This window comes from Kluyvera chengduensis, from assembly GCF_044197065.1.
Taxonomy (GTDB): domain Bacteria; phylum Pseudomonadota; class Gammaproteobacteria; order Enterobacterales; family Enterobacteriaceae; genus Kluyvera; species Kluyvera ascorbata_C.
This window is the reverse complement of the sequence record NZ_JBIQOI010000007.1, coordinates 210,432-236,509: the sequence shown is the minus strand read 5'-3', so window position 1 is coordinate 236,509 and position 26,078 is coordinate 210,432. Positions and strand designations below refer to the sequence as shown.

The 26,078-nt window shown below is 49.6% G+C and carries 21 protein-coding genes and 6 pseudogenes; 15 read left to right on the top strand and 12 right to left on the bottom strand.

Annotated elements, in window-relative coordinates:
* A partial coding sequence (locus tag ACH1XZ_RS17865) for a transposase (RefSeq protein WP_395594709.1) occupies positions 1 to 82 on the bottom strand: 82 nt, incomplete at its 3' end.
* Between the two features lie 139 nt (positions 83 to 221).
* Here ACH1XZ_RS17865 and ACH1XZ_RS17860 point away from each other — a divergent pair.
* A pseudogene (locus tag ACH1XZ_RS17860) lies at positions 222 to 796 on the top strand (integrase core domain-containing protein); the annotation flags it as partial.
* Between the two features lie 127 nt (positions 797 to 923).
* Here the strand turns inward: ACH1XZ_RS17860 and ACH1XZ_RS17855 are convergent.
* Positions 924 to 2,075, bottom strand: a complete 1,152-nt coding sequence (locus ACH1XZ_RS17855) for an MFS transporter (RefSeq protein WP_170975174.1) — start codon at positions 2,073 to 2,075, stop codon at positions 924 to 926.
* A 327-nt stretch (positions 2,076 to 2,402) separates the two neighbouring features.
* On the opposite strand from ACH1XZ_RS17855, the gene ACH1XZ_RS17850 reads away from it, so the two are divergent.
* Positions 2,403 to 3,149 carry an IclR family transcriptional regulator gene (locus tag ACH1XZ_RS17850; RefSeq protein ID WP_101739910.1) on the top strand — a complete coding sequence of 249 codons (747 nt, stop codon included), beginning with the start codon at positions 2,403 to 2,405 and terminating at the stop codon, positions 3,147 to 3,149.
* Between the two features lie 44 nt (positions 3,150 to 3,193).
* Here ACH1XZ_RS17850 and ACH1XZ_RS17845 read toward each other — a convergent pair.
* Positions 3,194 to 3,523 (bottom strand): annotated as a pseudogene (locus tag ACH1XZ_RS17845) (IS1 family transposase); the annotation flags it as partial.
* A 159-nt stretch (positions 3,524 to 3,682) separates the two neighbouring features.
* Positions 3,683 to 4,399 (bottom strand): annotated as a pseudogene (locus ACH1XZ_RS17840) (GTP-binding protein); the annotation flags it as partial.
* 67 nt (positions 4,400 to 4,466) lie between these two features.
* Here ACH1XZ_RS17840 and ACH1XZ_RS17835 point away from each other — a divergent pair.
* Positions 4,467 to 5,628: pseudogene (locus ACH1XZ_RS17835) on the top strand (IS3 family transposase).
* A gap of 31 nt (positions 5,629 to 5,659) precedes the next feature.
* On the opposite strand, the pseudogene ACH1XZ_RS23375 reads toward ACH1XZ_RS17835, so the two are convergent.
* Positions 5,660 to 5,746 (bottom strand): annotated as a pseudogene (locus ACH1XZ_RS23375) (epoxyqueuosine reductase QueH); the annotation flags it as partial.
* Between the two features lie 194 nt (positions 5,747 to 5,940).
* Here ACH1XZ_RS23375 and ACH1XZ_RS17830 point away from each other — a divergent pair.
* From ACH1XZ_RS17830 to ACH1XZ_RS17810, 5 genes are read left to right on the top strand one after another with little or no spacing between them, the layout of a single operon-like run.
* A complete protein-coding gene (locus ACH1XZ_RS17830) occupies positions 5,941 to 6,762 on the top strand; it encodes an ATP-binding cassette domain-containing protein (protein ID WP_101739901.1) in 822 nt (273 codons plus the stop codon).
* Positions 6,759 to 7,592, top strand: coding sequence for an ABC transporter ATP-binding protein (locus ACH1XZ_RS17825; RefSeq protein ID WP_270502570.1), 834 nt, complete (start codon positions 6,759 to 6,761; stop codon positions 7,590 to 7,592). The genes ACH1XZ_RS17830 and ACH1XZ_RS17825 overlap by 4 nt, the downstream gene beginning before the upstream one ends.
* A 27-nt stretch (positions 7,593 to 7,619) precedes the next feature.
* Positions 7,620 to 8,864 carry an MDR family MFS transporter gene (locus ACH1XZ_RS17820; RefSeq protein ID WP_101739903.1) on the top strand — a complete coding sequence of 415 codons (1,245 nt, stop codon included), beginning with the start codon at positions 7,620 to 7,622 and terminating at the stop codon, positions 8,862 to 8,864.
* A gap of 10 nt (positions 8,865 to 8,874) precedes the next feature.
* On the top strand, positions 8,875 to 10,401 hold the full coding sequence (locus ACH1XZ_RS17815) for an ABC transporter substrate-binding protein (protein ID WP_101739904.1): 1,527 nt from the start codon (positions 8,875 to 8,877) through the stop codon (positions 10,399 to 10,401).
* Positions 10,402 to 10,419: 18 nt separating this feature from the next.
* The gene (locus tag ACH1XZ_RS17810; RefSeq protein ID WP_101739905.1) at positions 10,420 to 12,207 is read left to right on the top strand and encodes an ABC transporter permease subunit; all 1,788 of its coding nucleotides are present in this window, start codon (positions 10,420 to 10,422) and stop codon (positions 12,205 to 12,207) included.
* Between the two features lie 984 nt (positions 12,208 to 13,191).
* Here the strand turns inward: ACH1XZ_RS17810 and ACH1XZ_RS17805 are convergent.
* Entirely contained in the window at positions 13,192 to 13,674 is a 483-nt protein-coding gene (locus ACH1XZ_RS17805) for a Fur family transcriptional regulator (protein WP_137371380.1), read from the bottom strand.
* A gap of 150 nt (positions 13,675 to 13,824) precedes the next feature.
* On the opposite strand from ACH1XZ_RS17805, the gene hisI reads away from it, so the two are divergent.
* Positions 13,825 to 14,226 carry a phosphoribosyl-AMP cyclohydrolase gene (hisI, locus tag ACH1XZ_RS17800; protein ID WP_101739908.1) on the top strand — a complete coding sequence of 134 codons (402 nt, stop codon included), beginning with the start codon at positions 13,825 to 13,827 and terminating at the stop codon, positions 14,224 to 14,226.
* Positions 14,227 to 14,262: 36 nt separating this feature from the next.
* Positions 14,263 to 15,486: a zinc metallochaperone GTPase ZigA gene (gene zigA, locus ACH1XZ_RS17795; protein WP_085661457.1), complete on the top strand. Its 1,224-nt coding sequence runs from the start codon at positions 14,263 to 14,265 to the stop codon at positions 15,484 to 15,486.
* A 268-nt stretch (positions 15,487 to 15,754) separates the two neighbouring features.
* Here zigA and ACH1XZ_RS17790 read toward each other — a convergent pair whose 3' ends face one another.
* From ACH1XZ_RS17790 to ACH1XZ_RS17775, 4 genes are all read right to left on the bottom strand, one after another.
* Entirely contained in the window at positions 15,755 to 17,404 is a 1,650-nt protein-coding gene (locus tag ACH1XZ_RS17790) for a nucleoside recognition domain-containing protein (RefSeq protein ID WP_081396773.1), read from the bottom strand.
* An 11-nt stretch (positions 17,405 to 17,415) separates the two neighbouring features.
* Positions 17,416 to 18,546 carry an NAD(P)/FAD-dependent oxidoreductase gene (locus tag ACH1XZ_RS17785; RefSeq protein WP_076738281.1) on the bottom strand — a complete coding sequence of 377 codons (1,131 nt, stop codon included), beginning with the start codon at positions 18,544 to 18,546 and terminating at the stop codon, positions 17,416 to 17,418.
* A gap of 71 nt (positions 18,547 to 18,617) precedes the next feature.
* Positions 18,618 to 20,000 (bottom strand): cysteine--tRNA ligase, encoded by a 1,383-nt coding sequence (gene cysS / locus ACH1XZ_RS17780; protein WP_085661478.1) that lies wholly within the window; start codon positions 19,998 to 20,000, stop codon positions 18,618 to 18,620.
* 80 nt (positions 20,001 to 20,080) lie between these two features.
* The gene (locus ACH1XZ_RS17775; RefSeq protein WP_076738282.1) at positions 20,081 to 20,533 is read right to left on the bottom strand and encodes a Fur family transcriptional regulator; all 453 of its coding nucleotides are present in this window, start codon (positions 20,531 to 20,533) and stop codon (positions 20,081 to 20,083) included.
* Positions 20,534 to 20,630: 97 nt separating this feature from the next.
* On the opposite strand from ACH1XZ_RS17775, the gene ACH1XZ_RS17770 reads away from it, so the two are divergent.
* The 5 genes from ACH1XZ_RS17770 (at position 20,631) to ACH1XZ_RS17750 (ending at position 24,860) form a co-directional block, all read left to right on the top strand.
* Complete coding sequence (locus tag ACH1XZ_RS17770) at positions 20,631 to 21,830, top strand: CobW family GTP-binding protein (RefSeq protein WP_270502568.1); 1,200 nt, start codon at positions 20,631 to 20,633, stop codon at positions 21,828 to 21,830.
* Positions 21,831 to 21,900: 70 nt separating this feature from the next.
* Positions 21,901 to 22,323 (top strand): RNA polymerase-binding protein DksA, encoded by a 423-nt coding sequence (dksA, locus tag ACH1XZ_RS17765; protein ID WP_049235485.1) that lies wholly within the window; start codon positions 21,901 to 21,903, stop codon positions 22,321 to 22,323.
* A gap of 55 nt (positions 22,324 to 22,378) precedes the next feature.
* Entirely contained in the window at positions 22,379 to 23,314 is a 936-nt protein-coding gene (folE2, locus tag ACH1XZ_RS17760; RefSeq protein ID WP_226614710.1) for a GTP cyclohydrolase FolE2, read from the top strand.
* Positions 23,304 to 23,864: an LbetaH domain-containing protein gene (locus tag ACH1XZ_RS17755; protein ID WP_216298950.1), complete on the top strand. Its 561-nt coding sequence runs from the start codon at positions 23,304 to 23,306 to the stop codon at positions 23,862 to 23,864. The genes folE2 and ACH1XZ_RS17755 overlap by 11 nt, the downstream gene beginning before the upstream one ends.
* Positions 23,865 to 23,993: 129 nt before the next feature.
* Positions 23,994 to 24,860 carry a tunnelling fold family protein gene (locus ACH1XZ_RS17750; protein ID WP_270502567.1) on the top strand — a complete coding sequence of 289 codons (867 nt, stop codon included), beginning with the start codon at positions 23,994 to 23,996 and terminating at the stop codon, positions 24,858 to 24,860.
* Between the two features lie 16 nt (positions 24,861 to 24,876).
* On the opposite strand, the gene ACH1XZ_RS17745 is transcribed toward ACH1XZ_RS17750, so the two are convergent.
* Together ACH1XZ_RS17745 and ACH1XZ_RS17740 are read right to left on the bottom strand one after the other, a co-directional pair.
* Positions 24,877 to 25,686, bottom strand: a complete 810-nt coding sequence (locus tag ACH1XZ_RS17745) for a DUF1460 domain-containing protein (RefSeq protein WP_270502566.1) — start codon at positions 25,684 to 25,686, stop codon at positions 24,877 to 24,879.
* A gap of 2 nt (positions 25,687 to 25,688) precedes the next feature.
* Positions 25,689 to 25,958: pseudogene (locus tag ACH1XZ_RS17740) on the bottom strand (metal ABC transporter solute-binding protein, Zn/Mn family); the annotation flags it as partial.
* Positions 25,959 to 26,078: the final 120 nt, after the last annotated feature.

The window sequence follows — 26,078 nt, the reverse complement described above, 5'->3', positions numbered from 1 at the left end:
CTTCAGCAACAGAATAACCGCGCTCCGTTATCTGACGGACGGCTTCTTCCTTAAATTCAGGTGTAAATCGTGGTGTGCCCATACGCTCCTCCTATGCTCAAACTATAGGGCAGGATCGTCTACCGGGGTGGGGTCAGTCCAACTATAGGGCAGGATCGTCTACCGGGGTGGGGTCAGTCCAAAGAGGCTATGCAGGTGTCTTGATTTTGTGGTCCACTACAAATTTTCGCCGCAAGGGAAAGCAACGTTTGCCAGTACGCAACCCGGTGCCACTGGTGACGCCAGAAGCGCTGAACCAGAGCTGGTCCAGCGATTTTATGCACGATGCGCTGGTGTGTGGCAGACGCTTCCGGACCTTCAAAGTGGTTGATGACTTTAACCGCGAGGCTCTCGCCATAGAAATCGACCTGAATATCCCGGCGCAGCGGGTGGTCAGAGTGCTGGACAGGATCGTGGCAAACCGGGGCTACCGCTGAAGATGCGGATGGACAACGGACCCGAACTGGTCTCACTGGCGCTGGCACAATGGGCTGAGGAACATGGTGTGATGCCGGAATTTATAAGGCCAGGTAAGCCGACACAGAATGCCTTCATCGAGCGTTTTAACCGGACGTACCGGACAGAAATTCTGGATTTTTATCTGTTCAGAACCCTGAATGAAGCACGGGAAATCACAGAGCGCTGGCTGACGGAATATAACAGCGAGCAGCCTCATGAATCCCTGAATAACCTGACACCGGAAGAGTACCGGCTAATGGCGGAAAAACCGGAACTCTCAAAAAGTGCGTGGAACTAAAACAGGTGTGCTTACACGATGACTAGCTAATTTAAACCTGCTAAATTGTGTGTCGGACACATTAATGAGTCCGACACACATATTAATTAAATTGCCTACATTTATTTAGGAAGCATAGATATTGCACTTATGCGATTTTACGGCGGCGCGACCAGTGATTTCCTGCCAATATAAAAATAACTATAACCCCAACGATAGCTGCACCTAAGAATACAGTAGATGAATCTCCGGGTATGAACTCCATAAACGACGAAAGGAATTGACCGGAAAAAATCGCCATCGAAAGCCATGCTAGATTTCGCCCTCTGACACTCATATGGCTTTGCTCAACGGTCATGTGATTAACAAGCGGTACAGACAATCCAAAACCGAATCCCATCAAGATACCACCTACTGTAAATATCGAAACAGAAGAAGCTATGGAAAAGATGATGTGAGCCAATGTATAACACGCAAAAGCAGCGTAAAGAGTTCCAAACTCATGAATGCGGTCAACTATTTTTGGCATCAATGCTGCGGCGCCAACTGCTACTAGTGAAATGAATGACAGATAGTAACCAGTTTCCGCTGAGCCTATGCTCATTTTGTAGAATTGTTGAGGAATCACTATGATGCCGGTGAAAAAACAAATCATAGAGAATACTGCTGCGATAAATACTGGCTTCAGGCTTCCGATTGTTTCTGGTTTAGATAAGCCATCAAGCACCTCATTCTTTTCAGAAACTTCATAAGATGGTTCAGGAATAAAAATGAGTTGCATAGCAAGAAAGAGCCAACTGACAAGATACAATACAAATGGCCATTGCCAACCTAATGTAGCTAGGGTCCCTCCAATGAATAGGAATATCACCCCTCCCAATTCAATAGACATGCCTTGCGATGCAATCATTTTTAATCTAGACCGTCCGCTGTAAAATGTAGAAATCAACCCTGTTCCTGCTGACATTACAATTGCCGTAGCTCCCCCAAGCAGTAAGCGATCAATCATTACCGTTACAAGTCCATGAAGAAAAACTCCTGCGGTTCCCAAAAGCCCATAAAGGAAAAGGCCCCAAGAGAGTGCCTTATAGGCCCCGGCCTTGTCGATGAATTTGCCGGCTAATGGACCAAATACTACAACCCCTAGTGATGGTACGGTGACGAGCCAGCTTGCTGCAGACGGTGTGCCAAGATTTTCTGCGACTTCTGTTAGTCCGGGAACGATTACGCAGCCCACCATGATAGTAAGGCATGCAACCGCCAAGAGCGTAAACGCCCCCATTTTGTTCATTTCATTCATAACACCCCCCCCCTCAATTATCCGAACGATGGTCATGCAATCCGTTAGATGGTTGCATTTTCGGGCTACCGCGTTTATTAGTCAACGATTGAAAGGTAAGTCGAATGTAAGCAAAATGAATTATCATTAATTAAATTGTTGTGAGATTTAATTTTTATGATATAAATCAATTGGTTGAAGTTTAATTATCATGTGGCATTTACCAAATTTAGTCAAAATAAGCTTTCATTTCGTCAATGCCGTCATTAAACTAAACCCTCGCGTTGTCCATATAATGGATGATAATAGGTGTGATTGAGGTTTCGCACTTGAACTGACGGGTGAGATATGAGCAGTGATGCAGAAAGTAATGGTTCTCAAGTTATCGCTAGGGCTGCGAAAATTCTTCATGCTCTTGAAGTACACCCGGGCGGTCGAACTATTTCGCAGCTTTCTCGTGAGACAGCTTTGCCTAGGACAACTGTCCATAGATTGGTCACCTCGCTGGAATCGCAGCAATTACTCATTGCAGGTGCTTCAGGGGTTAGGTTAGGACCTGCCCTAGCACGTCTCGCAGCTTCAGCACACACTGACATTATTTCTCTCTCAAGAGCATCCATTGAGACGCTTGGGCGAAGAACTCGTGAAACTGTTGATTTAAGTGTTTATAGAGGGAGTCACGCTGTTTCAGTTAGTCAATACACTTCAGACCAAGAGCTTAGAGTGGTTTCGGCTGTTGGCACTGCTTTCCCGTGCCACTGTACTGCTCATGGAAAAGCTATTCTGGCTAATTTTAGCGATAAGCAAGTATCTGATCTTATTGGAACACGGCCGGATGTAAGGACCAAAAACACCCTTTCAACACTGCCAGAAATTCTTGAGGAACTGCGGGAAACACGCGAAGCAGGATACGCTATTGATTGTGAGGAGCATGCAAGAGGTGTTTGTGGAATTGGTGTTCATTTAGATATTGGTCTTCATGAACATTACGCAGTTTCAATTGCAGTTCCTGCAATCCGATTTGAGGAAAAGCTCGACCTTCTACTTAGCTCTTTGCTTCAATGCAAGGCTGAGATAGAGGCTTCAATAAGATAGGTAATTCAGCCAACTTACTGATAGTGCTTTATGTTCAGATAATGTCAGATGACTTTATCATGCAGTTCCACCGATTTTGAGAACGACAGTGACTTTCGTCCAAGCCTTGCCAGATGCTGTCTCAGATTCAGGTTATGCCGTTCAATGCGCTGCGTGTAACGTTTGCTGATTACGTGCGGCTTTCCCTTCAGGCGAGACTCATATAGCGGCCAGCCATCGGTCATCCATACCACCCCATCAAAGGGTGACAGCAGGCTCAGAAGACGCTCCAGCGTGGCCATAGTGTGCTCACCAAGGACGTGTGCCACGCCTGTCTTCCGTATCCTGTCATACGCATAAAACAACCAGCGCTGGCGTGATTTGGTGCCCACGTAGCTCCGCTTCCCATGAAACTTGACCATTTAGCGTGCTGAGTGCATTCCTGCCCAAGCATATATCTTTATAGCAACAGTCTTAAAAGTGGAGCTGTGATTTCAACGCTTTTGTGATTATTTCTTCACATCGCCCTTCTATAGGGTTACTTTATCTTCAAATCAGGATTCAATAGGATCAGGGTATTGAGACCAGAGATGTGGGCCTTCTGCCATCTCTTTGTCGGTTAACAACGCTGCACCCAGTTTTGCGCGCAGTTCAGCTTCCTTCATCTCTATCCCGATAAACACCAGCTCCTGGCGGGCATCGCCAATGCCATCGACCCAGTTTGCCTCGATAAACTTCAGCGACTGTTCATCTTCCGGCCAGCGATCTCTGGGCACGCTTGCCCACCACATTCCGCCGAACCCCTGTCTTGCTACTCCTCCCGCCTGTGACCAGCTTCCGGCGTACTCCGGGCGACTCGCCAGCCAGAAATAACCTTTCGATCTGACTACACCGCCAAGTTCATTTTCCAGAAAATGACAGAAGCGAGTGGGATGGAAAGGACGGCGGGCACGGAATACAAAACTCGTAATGCCATATTCCTCGGTTTCAGGTGTGTGTTCGCCACGCAACTCTTTTAACCACCCAGGGGACTGAGCCGCTTTATCAAAATCGAAAAGTCCGGTATTCAGCACATCGTCCAGAGGAACCTGTCCGAACTGTGAAATAATTATTTTTGCCTGAGGATTGAGAGACACTAAAATAGCCATCAGCTTCTCTCGCGCACCGTCGCGAATCAGGTCAACTTTGTTGAGGATCAGCACATCACAGAATTCGATTTGATCAATCAGCAAGTCAACAACGCTGCGCTTATCTTCCTCTCCCAATGATTCTCTGATCTTACCCAGCAATAGTGGACACGCGACTAAGTGAGTAAACTCTCAACCAGAGGTAGCTCACATGACAAAGCCAGCATCAACCACAAAGAAGACGCGTAAGCAGCACACGCCTGAATTCCGCAATGAAGCCCTTAAACTCGCTGAGCGTATCGGCGTGGTCGCAGCCGCTCGCGAGCTCAGCCTGTATGAATCGCAGCTCTACAACTGGCGCAGTAAACAACAGCAGCAAATGACATCCTCAGAACGGGAGAACGAACTGGCTGCTGAAAATGCCCGCCTCAAACGGCAACTGGCTGAGCAGGCAGAGGAGCTGGCCATTCTCCAAAAGGCCGCGACATACTTCGCGAAGCGCCTGAAATGAAGTATGTCTTCATCGAAAAGCATCAGGCTGAGTTCAGCGTCAAAGCCATGTGCCGCGTCCTCCGGGTGGCCCGAAGCGGCTGGTATGCGTGGCTCAAACGTCGCCATCAACCCGGTCCACGCCAGCAGTTCCGGCTCATCTGTGATACTGCTGTCAGTCAGGCATTCGCTGAGGCCAAACAGCGCTACGGTGCGCCGCGCCTGGCAGATGAACTCCGGGAGCAGGGTCTGACGTATAACATTAAAACCATCGCATCCAGCCTGCGCCGTCAGGGGTTGCGGGCGAGAGCCGCACGCCGGTTCAGCCCGGTCAGCTACCGTGAGCACGGTCTACCAGTGTCAGAAACCTGCTGAAGCAGGACTTCAGCGCCAGCGGTCCAAACCAGAAATGGTGCGGTGACATCACTTACCTGCGCACTGATGAAGGCTGGCTGTATCTTGCTGTGGTCATTGACCTGTGGTCACGGGCAGTTATCGGCTGGTCAATGTCGTCACGGATGACAGCACAGCTTGCCTGCGATGCGCTGCAGATGGCTCTCTGGCGTCGTAAACGGCCGCAGAATGTTATCGTTCATACCGATCGAGGAGGACAGTATTGCTCAGCGGATTATCAGGCATTGCTCAAACGATATCATCTGCGCGGCAGCATGAGCGGCCGTGGCAACTGCTATGACAACGCCTGCGCAGAGAGCTTCTTCCATTCAATGAAAGTGGAATGTGTCCACGGAGAACGTTTTGCCAGCCGGGAAATAATGCGGACAACGGTGTTTAATTATATCGAGTGTGATTACAATCGCTGGCGTCGCCACAGTACCTGCGGCGGCCTCAGCCCGGAACAGTTCGAAAACCAGACCCTCGCTTAGGGACGTGTCCACATTACGTGGGTAGGATCAAACAGGGCGCACAGCACGAGTGCAGCAGTAGCTTGTCTGCGCCGTTCGGCAGCTTCAGTTGCGGGCGTTTGAAATCAGCGTTCGTCATAAATGAATTCTTTAACAGGAGTGACACTTGGGGAAATTCTAGCATTCACACCGGCGATAACGAAATTCAGAGATCGCCGTTGTCGTTGTCCGGATTGTGTACCACAGTGTAAAATACATACAAAAATTTACAAATAGACGTTATTTGCAACAAAGCGCGAGCAGGTGTTATGTTATTACATAATATACGGCAACATGTGCATTTTGATGAATAACAACTACCCTTATCCGCTTCCCGTGCTTGATACAAAAAATGTGAGTATCTTCACGGGTAATCGCGCTCTGGTCAGCGAGTTTAGTTTTCGTCTGTTCGAGGGCGAACGGGTCTGTATCATCGGGTCATCAGGTTCGGGTAAATCCCTTACCGCAAAGGCGATCATTGGCACACTACCTGCCGGATTATCGTTAGAGGGAAGTATCCGCATTAACGGCGCCAGTGTCGGCGGGATTCATCCGTCCCGGAGGCCCGGACATGCGTTGGTATCTGCCATTTTTCAGGACTCTTCCACCGCACTTAATCCACTCATGCCGGTGGGGCGCCAGCTTACTCTGGCACTGAAAACGGGTGATAAGGCCATGCTGACGTCCTTACTGGATGCGCTACAGCTGGGCGATATTCCTCAGTTGCTCTCACGATACCCTGCTGCGCTCTCCGGCGGGCAGCGTCAGCGAGTCTGTATTGCACTGGCACTGTTGGGGAATAACCGTCTGCTGATTGCTGATGAACCGACGACGGCGCTGGATGTGATTAGCCAGCAGCAGGTTTTGCAGGTATTAGGCCGTCGTTCAACGCTGAAAAATCCCCCTGCACTGCTCTTCATTACTCACGATATCGCCGTTGCCACGCAACTGTGTGAGCGCGGTATTGTCATGGAAAAAGGTCGGATAGTGGAGTGTGGCACAATGGCACAGCTCCTGAATGCGCCCGAGCATCCTTATACCCGAAAACTGGTACAGGCAGCACGAACAACAGAACAGGTATTGATAACTCACTCAAGTGAGGCACTCACCGGATGAGCAGGATATTACAAGCGGCATCCCAACCTTTCATTCAGGTCGACAGAATTTCCCGCTACCGCAATCGGCGCACATTCCTCTGGCAGAAGGCTACCCCCGGGAATGCCATTCTTGACGATTTTTCGTTAACTCTGGGCCAGCATGAACGCGTTGGCCTGCTCGGGTGTTCGGGCTGCGGGAAATCAACTCTACTGAAAGCTATTCTGGCGCTCGATACGGTGGACGGCGGAGCAGTGTATTGCCACGGGAAGGTGGTCAGGCCTGGTTCTGCCCGCACATTACGCTGGTATCGCCGCCAGGTTCAGTATCTTCCTCAGGAGCCAGCCAGCACGCTGCCTCCGGCAATGCGTGTCAGTGATATCCTCAACGAGCCGCTAAGGCATTTAGGCTGTAATCGTAATACGGCCCCCAGTCTTGTCACCGCGCTTGAACAGGTTGAACTCAGCTCAAAAGTTCTCGACCAACGCGCCGGTTCGCTGTCAGGCGGCCAGGCTCAGCGTGTTGCACTGGCAAGGGCGCTGATTATTCAGCCCAATTTTCTACTCGCCGATGAACCGGTCAGCGGTCTCGACCTTCCCCTGCGCGAACAAATTAAAGCGCTGCTTTTGCGAATAACAGAAGAGAACCACATGGGGCTACTGATTGTCTCTCATGACATTTCTATGCTGGCGGGGTTATGCGACAGAACGCTGGTCATGGAGGCCGGCAAAATCATCGAAGATCGCCCCACGCTGCAAATGCTGCATTTGCCCAATCATCCGCATACACGCCAGCTTCTGGACGCGGTACCGGGTCTTTTTTCTCATGTCCCTTCCCGGGCACATGGCTGAATAAACGCAAAACGAATACTTGTAACCATGACTGAATTGACTTTAGGGAAGAAAGCACATACTTCTCCCCCCTTACTGCTGGCCAGCCAGTTTATTTTCAACACCGGATTTTATGCGGTTGTTCCTTTTCTGGCCCTTTTTCTGCGCGATGACATGCTGTTGTCAGGCGCAGCGATAGGCCTCGTGCTCGGTCTCAGAACCTTTTCACAACAGGGGATGTTTCTGGTCGGCGGTGCACTTACCGACAGATTCGGCGGGCGTGCGGTCATACTCTGCGGCTGCCTTGTTCGCATCAGCGGATACCTGCTGCTTGCCACCAGCGCCTCGTTATGGGGCATCGTCCTGGGTGCCTGCCTGACAGGTATTGGCGGCGCACTCTTCTCGCCTGCAATAGAGTCACTGATGGCGCAGGCGGGTACGCAGAGTGAAAAGGAAGGCAAGCGCAGCCGTTCAGAATGGTTCGCGTTATTTTCTGTTTGTGGCGAATTGGGCTCAGTCATCGGGCCGTTACTGGGAGCATTGCTGACAGGATACAGTTTCCAGTACGTTGCGCTTGGCGGTGCTGGCGTTTTCCTGTTTGCGTTGTTCGCCCTCTATTTCATGTTGCCAGCAGGTGACCATCATAGCGGTAATCTTAGTATTGCCCCCTGGTGGACGGCGTTTCAACAACGTCGCTTTGTTGCATTTATTGTCGCCTATAGCGCTTACCTGTTTAGCTATAACCAGCTCTATCTGGCGTTACCCGTTGAGCTACGTCGCTCAGGGGGCAGTGAAGCGGACCTTGGCCCACTGTTTATGCTGGCCTCCGTCATGATCATTTTCCTGCAATTGCCTCTGGCGCGGTTTGCCCGAAAACGCGGCGCCCTGCAGATGCTGCCTGCGGGCTTTTTGCTGCTGGCATTGTCCTTCTTTAGCGTCGCGCTGTTCGCTAATACCACACCACCAGACAACCTGTGGAGACTGCTTCCCGCAGTGTCACTGGTCACGCTACTGACCCTGGGCCAGATGCTTATTGTTCCTGTCGGCATGGACATGATCCCCGTCTTTGCCCGGGATAAAAATCTGGGTGCGCATTACGGGGCGTTGTCATCCATGGGTGGGGTCGCCGTTCTGAGCGGAAATTTTGCCCTGGGCGGTCTTCTGGACAACGCGCTCACCCCTTCTTCACTGGCTTTTGTGCCATGGCTAATGATGGGTTGCATTCCGTTATGCAGCGCCATCGCCATGCTGTTTATTTTACGCACGTTTAACTCCACCTCTGCAAATCAATAAGGATACACAGATGAATACGGGTAAAAATCTTTGGCCTGTTTATGGGCTCTTGTCAGCCGCCTTATTACTGACCGGCTGCTTTAATGAACCGCAGGATGAATCGGTCGGTGCCAGCGAAGGCAGAATTAAAGTGGCACACCTTCTTCCGCCGCGTTCCGGCCTGACACCACTCAGCGATGATGCATTTAAATTATCTCGCTGGAGCACGGCTGAAACGCTGGTAGTGCTCAATAGTGCCGGCGACGCGCAGCCAGCGCTCTCGACTAAATGGCAACAAATCAACGATACAATCTGGCGCTTTGAACTGCGCCCAAACGTCAGGTTTCATGACAACAGCGCCCTGACTGCGCAGGTCGTTGTGAATGCCCTGAGCGTCGCCGCCAGTGCCACACCGAAACCCCGCATTCTTGATGGTGTAAAACTCACAGCAAAAGCTGAGGGTGATGATGCCATTTTGGTGACAACGGAAAAGAGAGACCCTCTCCTGCCGCAACGTCTTTCCAGCCCTCAACTGGCAATCCTGTCCCTGAATGCTTACAAAGAAAATGGCGTGGTGGATCCGGTTAATGCAGGGACGGGCCCCTTCATTCTGCGCAGCGTGAATGGTACCAGCAGTGCGTCACTCGATCGTTTCGAAGGTTACTGGGGTGAGAAGGCTAAAGCCACCGGTATAGACGCCAGTTTTGTTCCGGATGGCGCCGCCCGCGCTGCCGCATTACGTACCGGTACGGCAGATATTATTGAGGCGATCCCTGTCTCTCAGGCCCCCCTTCTGGAACCATCCCTGGTTCATGAAGTGCCTATGCCGAGAACCAACACGCTTTATCTCAACACGGCCCAGGGCGTCATGAAAGATCCTGCGATGCGTGCTGCCGTCCGTAACGCGATTAACCGTCAGCAACTTGTCGATAATGTCTATGAGAAACGAGCAGACGTTGCGCAGGGACTGCTTGGCCCGGCCCTGCCGTGGGCAGCACCATTGCGTAAATCGGTTTCCAGCCCGGTAGCCCCGGGGGCGCCAGACGGCGCCACCATTACTCTGGCAACGTTCAGCGATCGCGCGGAATTACCTGAAGTCGCGGTTTATCTGGCACAACAGCTCACCGCAGCCGGGTTTAACGTGAAACAAGTGGTTCGCGAATATGCGCAGATAGAAGCAGACGCGCTGGCTGGAAAGTTCGATGCGTTCATTCTTTCCAGAGCAACAGTCCTGGATTCCGGTGACCCGGTTGCCTATATGTACAGCGATTTTTCCTGTGAAGGTTCGTTCAATATTTCGCAATTATGTCGCCCTGAAATTGATGCTGCGCTGAAAAAAGCCGGTGAAACTCCCGCAGGTGAGTTGCGTCGCCAGGCCATCATGGATGCTGAAAATCTGATCCTGGCCAGTGATGCTGCCATTCCAATGCTACATGAGCGAGTTATTCAGGGGGAAAGCGCGGCACTGAAAAATGCGCTACGTGACCCTCGCGAGCGCACGCTGATCGACAGCCAGACGCAGTTAGTCTCCGGCGACCAGAATACTGCCGCGCAGTAAGTAAAGAGACTATTGACGATGAGCGAATCGCTGTACTGCAGGACCTGCGCCAGAATTCAACAGGTACGCTACCTGCCTCATGGCTTAATGATAACGTTGTTGTCACGGGTCATTACGCTGTTGGGCATCATTGTACTGATAGGGATGCTACCCTGGCTTTCAGGTACGGATCCGGCAATGGCGTTATTGCGCGCGCGCTCCGCTGAACAAGAGGCGACACCGGAAGCGCTGGCAGCGATTCGCCAGTCACTGGGGCTTGATCAGGGGCCTGTTCATTTACTGATTAACTGGCTCAGCGGCCTTTTACAGGGCGATGCGGGAAACTCCTGGGTTTCAGGACGTCCGGTCCTGCCCGGAATGATGCAGGCAGCCCAAGTATCACTGACGCTGATGCTGATGTCTGCCGCGGTGGCGCTGGTGATGGCAGCAATAATTTGTCTACCGACGTTCCGTCGCGGACTGCAGGGCCACACATACCGTTCGACAGGTTTTTTCGCATCGATCTTTACCTCATTACCCGAATTTCTCCTGGCCTCCTTTTTACTGGTCGTCGGCGCGGTCTGGCTGAAGTGGTTTCCCCCTTACGGCTGGAGTGGACTGCATTATGCCGTACTACCCGCGCTGGCCATGGGGATCCCGGCCGGAGGGTATCTGGGGCGGATATTCTCTGACGCGTTAGCCGCAACATTCAGCGAAAACTGGGTCATTACCTGGACCGTTGCAGGGATAGTGCGCTGGCATATTATTTGTGCGGTGCTCAAGCGAACCCTCTCCACGATAATGCCGTTATTCGGTCTTATTCTGGTGTCATTGACGGGAAGTGCAGTAGCCGTCGAGAAAGTGTTTGCCATCCCGGGGCTGGGCAGAGCAACGCTCGGTGCCGTTGTCGCACAGGATCTTCCTGCGTTGCAGACCGGTATTCTATTCCTGCTGATTATCGCATTTATGTTTGGCATTCTGGCCGCGGGGATCAGATACCTTATTCTTGGCAGCGCATTACGTTCGTCATCTCTGCCGGTAACCACTGAGCCGGACGACAGTAACAGAAAACTGTTGATTGTATTACCGGTGATCTGTGGCGTCGCACTGACTCTCCTTCTGCTGGCCGGATTACCACGTGACCCGTACACGTCTGAGTTTCTGCGCCTGGCACCGCCTTCTCTGGCACTGCCCTTCGGTGCAGACGCCATGGGGCGTGATTTACTGGCGAGAGTAGCGCACGGTACGGTGCACACCTGCTTTCTGGCACTGATGGTCTCGATGATTTGTTTGGTTCTGGGATTAGTGATTGGCCTTTTCCCCCGGGTATTCGTGGGGCCAACCGAGATGGCGAATGCCTTACCCCCGGTTATTGCGGGGTTACTGGTCGTTTCGGTGAGCGGCCCCGGCAGTTCAGGTGCTGCCATTGCAATAGCGGCTGTCGGCTGGGCTCCTCTGGCGACACACACTGCCGCACTGGCAACAGAGATACGTGCCAGAGCTTATATCAGTATGCTGCCCGTTCTGGGTGCGGGCTGGCTACGCCAGAATCTGTTCTATGTTTTTCCTGCACTCATTGGCCCTCTTTTCCGTCATGCCATGCTGCGATTGCCTGGAATCGCGCTGGCATTAGCGTCACTGGGATTTCTGGGGCTGGGGGCATCACCACCTGAGCCGGAATGGGGCAGAGTTCTCGCGGAAGGCATGCCCTATCTTGAACGCGCGTACTGGGTCGTACTAGCTCCGGCGAGTGCCCTGGCGCTTTTATCCGTGATGGGGGTGAGTCTGGCAGGCCTGACCAGTAAGAAGCATTCAAGGATACAATGAGTTATCGTCGGTACTCGTTTCACGTTGAGGCACGGCAAGTATGGTATCCTCAACTCTCCCCTTAAATGGAGGGGCCTGTGCCTTTATGACATAATTTCGCACCATTATACTGGCGCAGTATCCCTGGCAGGGATAAAGTAGACTTCTGAGGTTATTTGAGGGGATAAAAATGAAAGTACTGAGTATCGTTGGCGCGACGCTGTTAGTGACGTCTTTTCATGCCGCGGCATTTGTTTCAACATCACCAGTGCCTGTCGGGCAACAAATAAACACCACGAGTGCCGTGAACAACGGGCATGCAATACCGTCGGAAGCGATAAATGCCGATGCGACACAAATCATACCGATAGCTGGCTGTAATTGCGCATTTTGTACCTCACTACGCAGCGTTAACCTCTAATCTCCTTTCAGACTTGCGCGAACGAGTGATAAGCTCAGGTCTGAAGTCAGAGGACTGAGTCGTTACACATCACATGATGTTGTGTTTGTAATGGGCGCCTGACAAAGACATGCTGATTCCGCCACAATGGGGGGCTAGTTAGGGTAGAATATGTGTTAGTCACGGGAATGAATTTGTTGGTGTTGTTTCCGATGAGCTCAAACAGTTTTGACATGCACAATTATTATCTACCAGCCACACGAAAGTTAATTTTTTTCATAAATTGTTGATGGTTACCCTGATGTTTTATTTCTGGCCAGGCAGGCTAATTAACCTAAAGTGACGGGTTACCCGGGGTTGTGAGATAAAGCTGAGAGAGTAGTGTTGTTTCCATAAATTTCCCCGCATCAATCTACTGATTAGCTTAACTGTTTGTTGTTATTCCATAATGTGCTGATTTTAAGTGGAAGCATACCAAGCTCAGTATGAATGAAGATATTCGTATACCCGTTACTGCTACGACGAAATTCCAGAATCAAACAAGACTACATTACTGAACAATGCTCTAAATTTTCAGCCAAGAGCACAGCTTGCGGATAGCTGGTTTAAATCTTTCCTCTACATTCAGGGCAAATAACTTTAACTTCAATATCTTTTTTTTGTACAGCACAACCATAATCTATTGCCTTTTCCTCAATGTAAGTATGGATGAGTTTGTCAGTATGTTGAATTATTATTCCGCAATTTGAGCAAATCAAAAAAATGGTCACAACATCAGATGATAAATTATTTTTTTTAATGAATTTACTACAGTATTCTATTTTTACGATAACCCCTGCCTGTTGCAAATAATCCAGAGAACGATAAACCGTAGCCGGTTTTGCATTCGGATTATATTTCTTCATTAATTCCAGAATCTGGTATGCGCTAATGCCTTTTTCTTTAGCATGACTGACAAAATTATAAACTCTCTCCCGGAGCGGTGTGATTCGTACCTTCTTACTCGCCATCAGCTCTCTCAGCCCGGAACAATCCGCAGACGATAATGTAGTATTCCTTGTACTTAGAGAAGATGGACTATTACTCATTGAGCCTCCTGTAATTTTCAAGCGATGTTTTCTTTTCTTGTCCTGAAACGATGGAAATCTACTGATGTTGTGATCGTGCCATGTAAGTAAAGAAGAACTGGCAAATTTAATTGTTACGTTATAACATAACATATGATAAGTGAGGTGCCAATGTTTCTCTTACTGGAAAAAGCCCATGCAGGTGCAGTTTTTAAACTTGAAGATATCCTGGCAACAATACCCTGGGATTCTCATGGATTGATCGCTGCGATTGCACAGCAATATGACACTGGAGAGGTGTTGATGCTGGCCTGGATGAATCAACAGGCTCTTGATGAAACCTTATTGACTGGCAGAGCCTGTTACTGGTCGCGATCCCGATCATGCCTTTGGCGAAAAGGTGAGACCTCCGGCTGCGTTCAGCAAGTACATGATATCCGTCTGGATTGTGACGGAGATGCGGTACTACTGCTTGTGGATCAAAAAGGTGGAGCCTGCCACACAGGTCGGCGGAGTTGTTTTTACAACGCCGTTAAAGGCGATGAGCTAACCGTGCTCAACGCTCCTGGTTAATCCGAACACAACGAATATCTGAGGAGATGTAAGGTAATGTCCGAAGTCAGTGCAAATTTTCATGGCGATAAACGCCTGCCGGTTACCGTACTTTCGGGATTTTTGGGAGCAGGGAAAACGACACTGCTTAACCATATTCTGAACAACCGGGAAGGCCGTCGTGTTGCTGTCATTGTTAATGATATGTCTGAGGTGAATATTGATGCTGCCCTTGTGAGGGAAGGTGGTGCAGAACTCTCCCGGACTGATGAAAAACTGGTAGAAATGAGCAACGGTTGCATTTGCTGCACGTTGCGCGAAGATCTTCTTCTTGAAGTTAATCGTCTGGCAAAAGAAGGGCGTTTTGATCAGCTTGTCATTGAGTCCACCGGTATATCTGAGCCTCTGCCTGTTGCTGAAACATTTACCTTTGCGGGCGATGACGGTGAAAGCCTTTCGACGGTGGCCCGCCTTGACACCATGGTCACTGTGGTGGATGCGTACAATTTTCTGAAGGACTATGGTTCGCAAGACAGTATTCAGTCACGCGGAGAATCGTTAGGTGAAGGTGATGAAAGGAGCGTGGTTGACCTGCTGATCGATCAGATTGAATTCTGCGATGTGCTGGTCCTTAATAAAGTTGACCTTATCAGTGAAGCACAAAAAGAAAAACTGATGGCGGTTTTACGCTCGCTTAATCCACGGGCGAGGATTGTTGTTTCACAATTTGGTCAGGTCCCCCTGGATAACGTACTCAATACCGGCCTGTTCGATTTTGATCAAGCCGCTCAGGCACCTGGCTGGCTAAAAGAATTGCGCGGTGAACATAAGCCGGAAACAGAAGAATACGGAATTTCCAGCTTTGTCTTTCGCGCCCGCCGGCCTTTTCATCCGACCCGTTTCTGGCAGGTGATGGAAAACGAGCTGGATGGCGTCGTCAGATCAAAAGGGTACTTCTGGCTGGCCAGCCGTCCGGAATTTGCAGGTTCATGGTCACAGGCTGGCGGAGTTGCGCGCCAGGGACTGGGTGGCATGTGGTGGGCAAGCGTGCCGAAAGAACGCTGGCCAGAGGACGCTGAATCACTGGAATTCATCATGTCTCACTGGATGGATGGCATTGGTGATGCCCGGCAGGAACTCGTTTTTATTGGCATGGAAATGAATGAATCAGAACTGCGCAACAGGCTGGATTCCGCCCTGTTAACGGATGCAGAAATGGCAGAAGGACCGCAAAAGTGGCGTCATTATGCCGATCCTGTTGAGCCCTGGTTCGAGGAGTGAATTAAAGGCACCCGCATTTGCCGGGTGCCTGAGTATGAAAGCGAAACAGGCTGTCATTTTTACGACACGTCTTCCCGCACTTTTTTAAACCATTGAACAATACTGTTCAGATGAGATTGTCCATATAACGAGACAAAGCGTCTGGTTTCCTGGTGTCCGGGGTCCTCAAGAACAGCCAGGCGGGATGTAATGAATGCCTGCGTCAGGGGAATGCCACATTCTTCTGTAATGCACCGGTACCATTGCTGGTAATTTTTGGGGATCATATTCATGCTCCATGAATGAATAACAGGGATATCACCAGAGCCACAACCAACGAACTCAGCGCCTGTCTTCCTGCTATTGCCGCGGCAAACCGCCAGTTTATTTCCCGGGCGATGGTAAATACCGTGACAAGGCAAGCCATCAGGGTAGAGGCGAGCCAGACAAGCAACAGAATCTGAGGTGTGCTGAGGGACTGTAATACGCTGCCGCCATCCTGATTCAGCACCATGAGGCCATCTTTTCGTAACAGTGAAAAGATGATCCCAGGCATCAGTTCTGCCGGCAGTTTAAAAAGATGAAGTAAAGGCGCAGTAGTTTCGCTCAGCCAGCGGGTGATACCTGCGTAATCAAGCATTCCCGCAATAAGGCAGATAATCAGGAACAGTGGCATAGCTTGCATAAGGAACTGACGGAGGATATTTCTCAGCATCCACGCCACGTTTCTCCAGCGCGGCCATTGTAGCCAGGTCAGCTCTGTCAAACGCGGATTCTCGCCAGGCTTTAACGGCCTGTTCCAGAGCCGCGTATGTATTGCGCCAGTGATAAAAAGCAGGCTGAGATAAGGTGCAAAGAGCCAGGGATGATGAGAAGCATTAAAAAGTGAAAGCGTTGCCCCCGTCTGATAGCTGCAAGCAGAGCCAAAGCTAATCATGCTGATACAGGCATGCCGGGTACAGCGTGAACATGAACGGCTCTGAAAAACTGCCACCACGTTACAGCCGAAACCACTTAATACGGGAATAAGATCCTGGCCGCTGAGACCCACTTTTCGCAACCAGGGATCCAGCGTCGCGGTAATTCTTTCCTTAAGCCCACTGTCGTCTGTCAGTGAAAGAGATATTCCGACCAGTACCACCACAGGAAAGGCCCATACGAAAGAATAGAGTCCGAGGCTAAAAAGACCGTAATTGCCGACAAATAATGCTTTCAGAACGTCGGGCCAGTTGGTCGTTATATTCTCAAGTGGCTGAATAACCGCACTGTCAATGACAGGCTGAATGAAATCTGACAGCAGCCATGCCCCCCATACCGGAACGGCAAACAGCAGGAAAAGGCATACTATTGCAGCAACTTTTCCAGCCCAGCGATGTTCAAATATCGTTTGTTGAGGAGATTCAGCCAGCAGATTAATTACCGGTATCTTATGACGGGGTAAAGAGACAGCGGAAGGTGCTGGTTTATCCTGCAACAGCAACTGCACTATTCCCTGTCGTACATTGCTGCCAGCTTTCCGGGCATTGACTGCCAGTACAGGCGCACCTGATGTTTCGCTCAGGTATTCAGTCACTTCCCGAAGGCCCTTTCTGATCTTATCAGCAAAGGTCAGGAGTATAACAAGGTGTTTTGCCTGTGGCGGTATGAGGTGACAGAGCGTTTGCCACTCCTGCTGAGCGTGCGTGGCCCGCAGAACCACCAGAATGCCATCATGCTGGTTTAGCGCATCAAGGGCGAGTTTCGTGGTTTCACTGTCGCTCTGAAAACGTATGCCTGGTGTATCAACCAGGCAGATCCCTGCATCATTAATGAGACCTTCCCGACATACAACGGTCGATCCCCTGAAATTACGCTCATCACTGGCAGCACTTTCCGTCAGGATATTAAACAGGGTAGATTTTCCTGCACTTTCTAATCCCATTAAAACGAATGATTGCATAAACACGGACCTCAGCATGCACAGTCATCATCGGCACAGCAGTCAGGCTCTGAAGGCAGAACCCACCAGTCCCGTACTCCTTCAGAGGACAGGCCCAGATGACGCGTGATACTTTCTGCCACGACGGGAAAGCGCTGGCGGAACTTATAGATAAAGCAATAAATATTTCCGGCATGCCGGACATGGGGACCGACAAGGTACAAACCGGGAAAAAGAGTTGAGCAGTCGTCGTCCGTCAACACCGGATAGCCATCATCATTCCATTCAAAAAAAGCAGCCAGTTGACTTGCTCCCCCGCCACACTGGAAGCCGGTGGCAAGCACAGGCACCTCGTCAGTGGCCCAGGCGCGTCCGTTAGTGGTATGGACCTTGTAGGAGCTCCCCGGGCCGGGCATCCTGACCACCTCACAGACATCCGCATCTTCATAAATTTCGAAAAGACGGTTATTCATCGCCCTGTTAAGTCGCTCACGGGTATAAGGGGAGAGCGACAGACTGGGATCGCTGATATGGTTAGCTGACCAGGGGGCAGAGCGGGTCAACATTTTTACCGATGAACCATTTTCCAGCAGGTTTACAGCGGCATCCACCGCGCTTTCATAGCCGCCGATCACGATGTAATCGCCTTTTCGGAAGTCCTTCCAGCTGGACACATCAGCGTAATGGCAACACATTTTTGCTCCCGGAAAAATCTGCCGGTCAGGGAACTGGAATTCACCTGTAGCCCATATTAATGAGCGCGTTTCAATTCTCTCTCCTGTTTCTGTTGTCAGCATAAAGTGACCTGAACTGAGCAAGGCCACCTTTACAACCCTGGCGGGGGCCATGACGGGGATCTGATACTCATCCAGCACGGCATTGAGGTATTTTGCGTACGTGTTTCCCCCAGCGTGTTCTTCACCGCAGAAAAGCGCCAGGGAACTGTCAGGCGTCACAGCATTAAGATCGGCTTGTCCGAACGGATTGGAAAAAAAAGAAGGAGTAATAAAGCGGGTTTCTTCCGGCCAGCGCATAAAGGAGGCACCCACTTCGTGACTGTCCACGACGAGGATATCCTGTACGGCGCTCCGACGAAGAAGCGCCGCCATACCCACTCCAGCCGGACCCGCACCGACAATAACGACTTCGCGTGGTTGGTTCATAGAATCACCTTTTATGTTACGTTATAACATAACATACCACATTGAAATTTTTTTTCCTCCTGATGTACGATTTATCGGATGCGCCAGGAGGTGTTTTCGCCGACATCTTCAAGCTCAATGCCTTGCTCCGCTAATTCATTTCTTAAACGATCGGCCTTGCCCCATTCGCCCATACGTCGTGCTTCACTACGCTGATGGATTAGGTTTTCAATAAGCTGCAACTCTGCTGGGTGAACGTCATCGCGGTTGGTCAAAAAGGCAGCCGCGGATTGTTCAAACAACCCCAGCACATTGCCCAGTACTTTCAGCGTGGTGGCAAGTGCTGCCGCCTCGCCTTCATTCATTGCGTATAGCCGGTTAATTTCTCTTGTTAGCTCAAACAGAACGGCAAGCGCCTGAGGCGTATTAAAATCATCATCCATTGCCTCACAGAACCTGGCCCGCCAGGTATCATGCTGTTCAGACCGGGAGCCATCAGCAAACTGGCATGCGGTATAGAGCCGTGTCAGCGAGGCGCGTGCCAGATGAATATTTTCCTCGCTGTAATTTAATGGCTTACGATAATGGGCACTTAACAGGAAGAAACGCACGCTCTGGGCATCAAACCGGTTCAGAATATCGCGCAGGGTAAAAAAGTTATTCAGCGATTTCGACATCTTTTCTTTATCTACCGTCACCATGCCGGTATGGAGCCAGTAGTTCACGTAAGGGCCATCGTTGGCTGAGGTAGACTGAGCGATTTCATTTTCATGATGTGGAAAAATGAGATCCGAACCGCCGCCATGAATGTCGAAATGCGTTCCGAGGTAATGACAGTTCATCGCAGAGCATTCAATATGCCATCCCGGTCGACCTTCTCCCCATGGAGAGGGCCAGGCCGGCTCGCCGGATTTCGCCCGCTTCCAGAGAACAAAATCCAGCGGGTCACGTTTATACTCATTGACGTCGATGCGGGCCCCGGCGCGAAGCATGGTAATATCCTGTCCCGAAAGCTTTCCGTAGTCTTGTGCCGATGCAGTGGAGAACATGACATCACCACTCTCTGCAATGTAAGCATATTGTCGATGCAGAAGTCGTTCGATCATACTGATGATTTGTGGAATGTGCTCTGTGGGGCGGGGTTCGATGTCTGGCGGCAGGATGCCTAACTTTGCAAAGTCAATGTGCATTTCCTGCACCATTCGCTCTGTCAGGCTGCGCCAGTCCTCTCCCGTATCACGGGCGCGCTGAATAATTTTATCATCTATATCAGTAATGTTACGCACGAAAGTCACATCGTATCCGCGAAAACGCAGATAGCGGACAATCATATCAAAAGCTACAAAGGTTCTGGCGTGTCCCAGATGGCAAAGGTCATAAACCGTCACGCCGCATACATACATGCCAATTTTGCCTTTCGTGATCGGAACCAACAACTCCTTTTGCCCATTCATTGTATTTGTCATTTTTATCATGGCGCTTACCTCATTACTTTGCATAGCAGTACGCGAGCACGCCTGGTGCTAATCAACGGTTGCATGGAATAAGAAAAAGGTTATTTAGTCAGAGTACGATTACAGTCCGGACAGATACCATGGCTGGAAAGGGTAATTTCCCGTTCGGTCATACCATGTCCGGTGAGATGCGACTTTACCATTTCAATAGCCGCTTCCAGCGCTGGATCCTGTTCAATAGGAATAACATGATGGCAGTTATCGCATTCAAAAAGTCCTACGGCAGCCCGTTGGGTCAGAGCGAAACGCTGAGTTCTTGCCGAGTCGGTATAACGCTGGACAATACTTATCTGCATTAGCCGCTCCAGTATTCGGTAAAGGGTCACACGATCGGGAGCCTGCTCGCCCAGTTGCTGAGTTAAATCGTCATGGCTCATGGCCTGGCTGGCATGTTCAAGACACTGCAGTGTAGCAAGGGTGGATGGCGTTGCCCGCAAACCCTGTGCGCGCAACGTTTGCTTCCAGTCATACGTTTTGGCTACTGGTGTTGTCATATTTCCCCCTCCGAGTCATGTCATTTGAATTTTGGCAGGAAGCCGGTATTATTGCAACTTGATTGCATTAACGTTTAGCGGCATAAGGCTGGATGCTATGAAAAGAACACCGCTCATTATCCTTAATGGTTTTCTGGGGGCAGGGAAAACTACTCTGCTAAAAAACCTTCTTACACAGGCATACAAACGGCGAATGACTGTATCCGTCATCGTTAATGACATGAGTGAACTTGATGTGGATGGCGTCCTGATAGCCAACACAGAAATCGTTGATGCAGCCAGTAACAATTTTGTGAGTATTTCAGCAGACAGTATCAGCAGCAGAAGTGGGATCCAGAAGCTGGATTCCGCGCTGAAAAACCTGCTCGAAAAAAGGTCTCCGGATTTTATTTTACTGGAAACGTCAGGCAGCAGCCATCCTCTTCCCCTGGTCCGCTATCTGCGAGAACACACCCAGGTAAGTCTCAAAGCATTTTTGTCTCTTGTAGACACGGTCATGCTTAATGATGACTACGACGGTGGAAAGACGCTTATTCCGATTTTCCAGGAGCACCTCAACAAAGGGACCCGGGGAGTGGAAAGCCTGCTGGCAGAACAGATTATGTTCTGTAATAAGCTCTTATTAACCAAAAACGACAGGTTACCCTTCTATGTGGTTACTGAGGTAGCCAGAGCCATACATCCACTTAATCCCCAGGTTGCAACTATGGCCGTACCCTGGGGAAATTTACAGCTGGATGAATTGCTTTCCATGCCGGATTACGATTTTCATCGTGTCGCGTTACTTATCGATGAGCTTCAGGATGCCATTGATGCAGTTTTGCCGGATGAACCCAACAAAAAATATGATATTTCGTGGCGGGTCATTGAGGATGACCGTCCATTTCATCCGCAGCGGCTATGGGATACCTGTCATCGCTTTATGGGCGCAGGTGTTTACCGCAGCAAGGGGTTTTTCTGGCTACCGGGAAGGGATGATCTGGCATTATTGTGGAACCAGGCAGCAGGGAGCATCAATCTTGAATTCATAAGCTACTGGAAAGCCGGGGTCCTGACGCACACTGATAATTCACTGACAAAGGAAGAACGCTCAGCTATCCGTGAGCAACTGGCAAAAATGCCTGGCAGATTTGGTGACCGGCGCTGCCGCCTGACGGTTATTGGCGAGAGCGGAGAAATCGACGATTTCACCCTTGCATTGCGCCAGTGTTTACTCACGGAAGAGCAAATTCACTGGTGGCAGCAGGGGGGGATTTTCCACGATCCCTGGCCCACGAAAGTGGCCAGGCTGGTTTAACAGGTTATTTTGCAGCGTTAGTTAATGTTATGTTATAGCGTTTCATTATGCAATTTTATCGGTACAGGACATGACTAAACCTACCCGCGCTGAACGAGAAAAAATCCTGGCTATGCCGCCAGAAGACTACATGAACCCTGTGCAACAGGACTACTTCCGGCGGCTTATCCGCCACGAAAGGCAGGAGGTACTCGATCATATCGATCAGATGAAGCAACAGTTGCAGGAGAATCCCGAAACGGGTGACGAAGGGGATATCGCCATTCGTGAAGAGCAGTTACGTCTGTTGTTCAGACAGATAGACAGGGAAAGCCGCCTGCTGCCGAAATATGATGCAGCGCTGATACGGCTGGAAAAAGGAGAGTATGGATTCTGCCGGGATACTGGCGAACCTATCGGCCTGCAACGCCTGCTACTCAGGCCCACCGCAGAATTAAGTATTGAAGCCAAAACCAAGGAGGAAAAAGTTGAGGTTCAGTACCGAAAGAAATAAAGCCGCCCGGGGCGCGGGCAGGGACAGGAACGAATAACAGATCAGGCAGGTATATATGAGTATGGCAGCGAAACAAACCTTATGCCCCGGCATGCTACCGGATATTCAGTCCACTAAGGGCGACGATGAGAGTGAGTCGTTATCCTGGGTCGGTATGGAGCAAATCGATCTGCCGGTAGATATCGCAGGCAGGCCGGTAGCCGCAAAGGTTAATGCCGGCATAAACCTTCTCAGTTCACCTGAAGCCGAAAAGGGGATCCATATGTCTCGCCTTTATCTGCTACTGGATGAACTAACACAAGGGGAAATGACGCCGGATTTATTGCAACGTGTGCTGAAAGCATTTCTGGTATCGCATCAGGGACGTAGTGATGAAGCCAGTATTGAGATTTCAGGGGAGGTGTTACTGTCGCGTAAGTCGTTAAATTCTAATCACTCCGGCTGGAAAGCCTATCCTCTGACTCTGAGCGCCGAACTCAGGCAATCTTTTACGGTTACCCTCAAAGTGGGTATCCCTTATTCGTCAACCTGTCCTGCTTCCGCCGCGCTTAGCCGCCACGTCGCGGGTTTGCAGTTTAGCAAAGACTTTGGTAACCGGATCGACAGGCTCCCGGCAGCAGAAATAGCGGACTGGCTTGTTGAGAAAGGAATGCCGGCAACCCCGCACAGCCAGCGAAGCTGGGCATGGGTGAGTATCCTGCTTAATTCTGAAGCAAAATCACTGCCTGTGATTGAGCTGATTGATTATGCTGAAGTTGCTCTCGGGACAGCCGTGCAAACGGTTGTCAAGCGGAGCGACGAACAGGCTTTTGCGGTGGCTAACGGTCAGAATCTGATGTTTTGCGAAGATGCTGCCCGTCGGCTCAATAACGTTTTTCGTTGTGCACCCTTTTGTGAAGCATTTGATATCAGGGTTGAGCATCAGGAAAGCCTGCATCCTCATAATGCCGTTGCCCGTATTCACTGGAAAGGAAGTAAAAATGTTACGTAAAAACCCATCAGGTCATACCCCAGTGGTGTCAACAAAGGCCTATATCGATCCCACCGCGGTAATTTGTGGACGTGTCATTATTCATGATTATGTTTACGTCGGACCCTATGCGGTTATCCGTGCTGACGAGCTAAATGCAGAAGGGGACATGGATCCTATCATTATCCATTCCCACTCTAATATTCAGGATGGGGTGGTTATTCATTCAAAAAGCGGCGCGCCAGTGACGATAGGAAGCGGAACGTCCATTGCCCACCGTGCAATAGTGCATGGCCCCTGTCAGGTTGATGAACGGGTATTTATTGGATTCAACAGCGTGTTGTTTAATTGTCATATTCAGACTGGTTGTGTTATTCGCTATAATGCAGTTGTGGATGGCGTTACCTTGCCTGAGAACACCTATATTCCATCAACGGAACGCGTGGGGCCTGATTCCGATCTTAAAAGTTATTCGAAAGTAGACCCCGCGTCTTTACAATTTTCAGAAGAAGTCGCCAGCACCAATGTCAAACTGGTGGAAGGTTATCAGCTGTTGCGAAATGAATTCTGAGTATGGCTCGGTTAGTGCCATTAAAATAACATCGTATTATTAACGATTTGTTATTAATGTAGCAAGATGATACTTGCCTCTTCTTTCCTTTTGCGGAAGAGGCTTTTCTGTTTTATTAAAGAGGTAGCGGTGAAACTTTTTATTAATGATCTGACGGTCATGGATTTTAGTTTCCTTGATGCGGAATCCGGGTTGATTGGCGATAGCCTTATTGTTGATATTATTCTTGAGGGAGATCTGAATGCTGAGTCAATGGTAATGGATTTCTCACATGCTAAAAAAAGTATCAAACATGAAATTGATAAACTGGCCGATCATGTCCTGATTGTGCCGGAACAAAATAGTCATATTATTGTTAGTCATGCAGGCACTACGACGGAAGTCGCCATGCTGCGTAAGAATGGGGAGACCCAGTGTTTTATTTCCGGGCCGCAGGAGAGTTTCTGGCTGGTCCAGACAGATAATATTAATTCCCGTTGCCTTGAATCCCAAATAGAAAAACATTTACTGGCGTGTTTGCCGCCAGGAGTAAAAGACATAACGATAACGTTACGGCCGGAAAGTATTAATGGGGGCAGTTATCACTACTCGCATGGACTGAAAAAACACCGCGGAAATTGCCAGAGAATAGCGCATGGGCATCGCTCTGCGATCAGAATTTTTGTGGATGGTGAGCGAAGCCATATGTGGGAACAGAAGTGGGCAACGCGATGGATTAACGCTTATCTATTAAGCTGGGAAGATGTCGTTACAGTGACAACACTTTCACCGCGTGCCGTTGCATACTGGCATAAGGGGCTGACATGTTCTTCCTGGCGGAGTTCTCAGGGATACTTTGAAATTATGCTTTGTTCTGAGGTAGTAGATATTCTGCCGTGTGATACCACGGTTGAGTCACTGGCTTTATTTATCAGGCAGTCAATTGAGCACGGTTTACCCGCAGCGAAAATAGAAGTCCATGCCTTTGAGGGAGTGGGGAAAGGCGCTATTGCCTGACACACTATTCTACTTTTCAGGGGTATTGATCTGTTTTCTCTCGTAAAACTACAATACCCGGTTTTGTAGCCATGTATCTAATAAAAGGTGAGTCAACTACCTTTCTGTTTTTCGCTAATGACGATGCATTTCTGAACCAGATATTATTGTGGTCTTTGATAATGATCCCAACATGTGAAACATCCAGTCCTCTTTTTGTTGAATAAATACCCACGTAATCACCTGTTTGCAGTTTATTTATTACCTCTTTATCTATTGCAGAAGCCGGTATATAGCTTATCCGGCGTGAGATAATGCCGAGACCCTTAACATATTCTTGTCTTTTATTCTTTTGGTTTAGCTGTTTGTTGACAGTAATAGCATAGGGGCTGATATCCTGAGTAACATCTTGTGCATTTCGCGGAGATATGACAGCCCAGTCCGTGAAAAAATGTTTTCTGCCAGTAAAATCAATCTTTCCGTTTGTATAACGGGTATTAACAAGTTCAGATACATAAGTTTGCCAGCTACTGGCGTGCGCCATGGAGCGAACATAATCAAGAAAAGTAAAACAATCCACGGTGCTGGGGTTAGTGACCAGCCTCTCTTGCATCGAAGATGATCCAATCAGTGTATGAGACTGGTAAGGCGTTCCGAGGAAACGGGAAGATATCTCAGCAACGCGTTCACTATAGCTGAGGCCCTTCCTGTACAAAGAAGTAGTATGAAGGATTTTGTTAACTTTAGCCTGACTTTCTTCAGTAGAATAGTCGCTTCGTGCCTGCTGAGACTCAGCAAATCCCGTGCAGCTATAAAACGAAAGGAGAAAGATGATTGCTTTTTTCATAAAACATTAACTTCCTCAGCGGTATTTCTCATTCCCCCCTGAGCGCGCTTTATAACTCTGGTTGTAGGCTGGTATTCATGGATTTCTGCGCCAGGCCTGGTGATCGAACTCACTTCTGCGGCGTCCCCTTCCACGTTCTGTGCCATATCAGCAATTACCGTGAATGTCGTAATGACCTTAAACTTTTCAGCAGCGTAAGCGCCCTGGATAGCTGTCAGTCCTGTGATAAGCGTGCTTAACAGGATTATCTTTACCGTATTGAGTTGAAGCATGGTTATCTCCTGATGAAATCACTGTTTGTCAATGCTACGCAATGTTATAACCTATCCTAGGTTGTAAAACATAGCACAGGCTATATTTAAATGAGAAGAATTATCGTTATCATTTAATGC

Excerpts from the sequence above, each read along its gene's own strand:
- ACH1XZ_RS17815 (WP_101739904.1), top strand. The coding sequence starts at position 8,875 with ATGAATACGGGTAAAAATCTTTGGCCTGTTTATGGGCTCTTGTCAGCC.
- ACH1XZ_RS17855 (WP_170975174.1), bottom strand. The coding sequence starts at position 2,075 with ATGAATGAAATGAACAAAATGGGGGCGTTTACGCTCTTGGCGGTTGCA.
- ACH1XZ_RS17775 (WP_076738282.1), bottom strand. The coding sequence starts at position 20,533 with ATGACAACACCAGTAGCCAAAACGTATGACTGGAAGCAAACGTTGCGC.
- ACH1XZ_RS17825 (WP_270502570.1), top strand. The coding sequence starts at position 6,759 with ATGAGCAGGATATTACAAGCGGCATCCCAACCTTTCATTCAGGTCGAC.
- dksA (WP_049235485.1), top strand. The coding sequence starts at position 21,901 with ATGACTAAACCTACCCGCGCTGAACGAGAAAAAATCCTGGCTATGCCG.
- hisI (WP_101739908.1), top strand. The coding sequence starts at position 13,825 with ATGTTTCTCTTACTGGAAAAAGCCCATGCAGGTGCAGTTTTTAAACTT.
- ACH1XZ_RS17745 (WP_270502566.1), bottom strand. The coding sequence starts at position 25,686 with ATGAAAAAAGCAATCATCTTTCTCCTTTCGTTTTATAGCTGCACGGGA.
- ACH1XZ_RS17805 (WP_137371380.1), bottom strand. The coding sequence starts at position 13,674 with ATGAGTAATAGTCCATCTTCTCTAAGTACAAGGAATACTACATTATCG.
- ACH1XZ_RS17785 (WP_076738281.1), bottom strand. The coding sequence starts at position 18,546 with ATGAACCAACCACGCGAAGTCGTTATTGTCGGTGCGGGTCCGGCTGGA.
- cysS (WP_085661478.1), bottom strand. The coding sequence starts at position 20,000 with ATGATAAAAATGACAAATACAATGAATGGGCAAAAGGAGTTGTTGGTT.
- ACH1XZ_RS17820 (WP_101739903.1), top strand. The coding sequence starts at position 7,620 with ATGACTGAATTGACTTTAGGGAAGAAAGCACATACTTCTCCCCCCTTA.
- zigA (WP_085661457.1), top strand. The coding sequence starts at position 14,263 with ATGTCCGAAGTCAGTGCAAATTTTCATGGCGATAAACGCCTGCCGGTT.
- ACH1XZ_RS17830 (WP_101739901.1), top strand. The coding sequence starts at position 5,941 with ATGTGCATTTTGATGAATAACAACTACCCTTATCCGCTTCCCGTGCTT.
- ACH1XZ_RS17755 (WP_216298950.1), top strand. The coding sequence starts at position 23,304 with ATGTTACGTAAAAACCCATCAGGTCATACCCCAGTGGTGTCAACAAAG.
- ACH1XZ_RS17810 (WP_101739905.1), top strand. The coding sequence starts at position 10,420 with ATGAGCGAATCGCTGTACTGCAGGACCTGCGCCAGAATTCAACAGGTA.
- ACH1XZ_RS17770 (WP_270502568.1), top strand. The coding sequence starts at position 20,631 with ATGAAAAGAACACCGCTCATTATCCTTAATGGTTTTCTGGGGGCAGGG.
- ACH1XZ_RS17850 (WP_101739910.1), top strand. The coding sequence starts at position 2,403 with ATGAGCAGTGATGCAGAAAGTAATGGTTCTCAAGTTATCGCTAGGGCT.
- ACH1XZ_RS17790 (WP_081396773.1), bottom strand. The coding sequence starts at position 17,404 with ATGCAATCATTCGTTTTAATGGGATTAGAAAGTGCAGGAAAATCTACC.
- folE2 (WP_226614710.1), top strand. The coding sequence starts at position 22,379 with ATGAGTATGGCAGCGAAACAAACCTTATGCCCCGGCATGCTACCGGAT.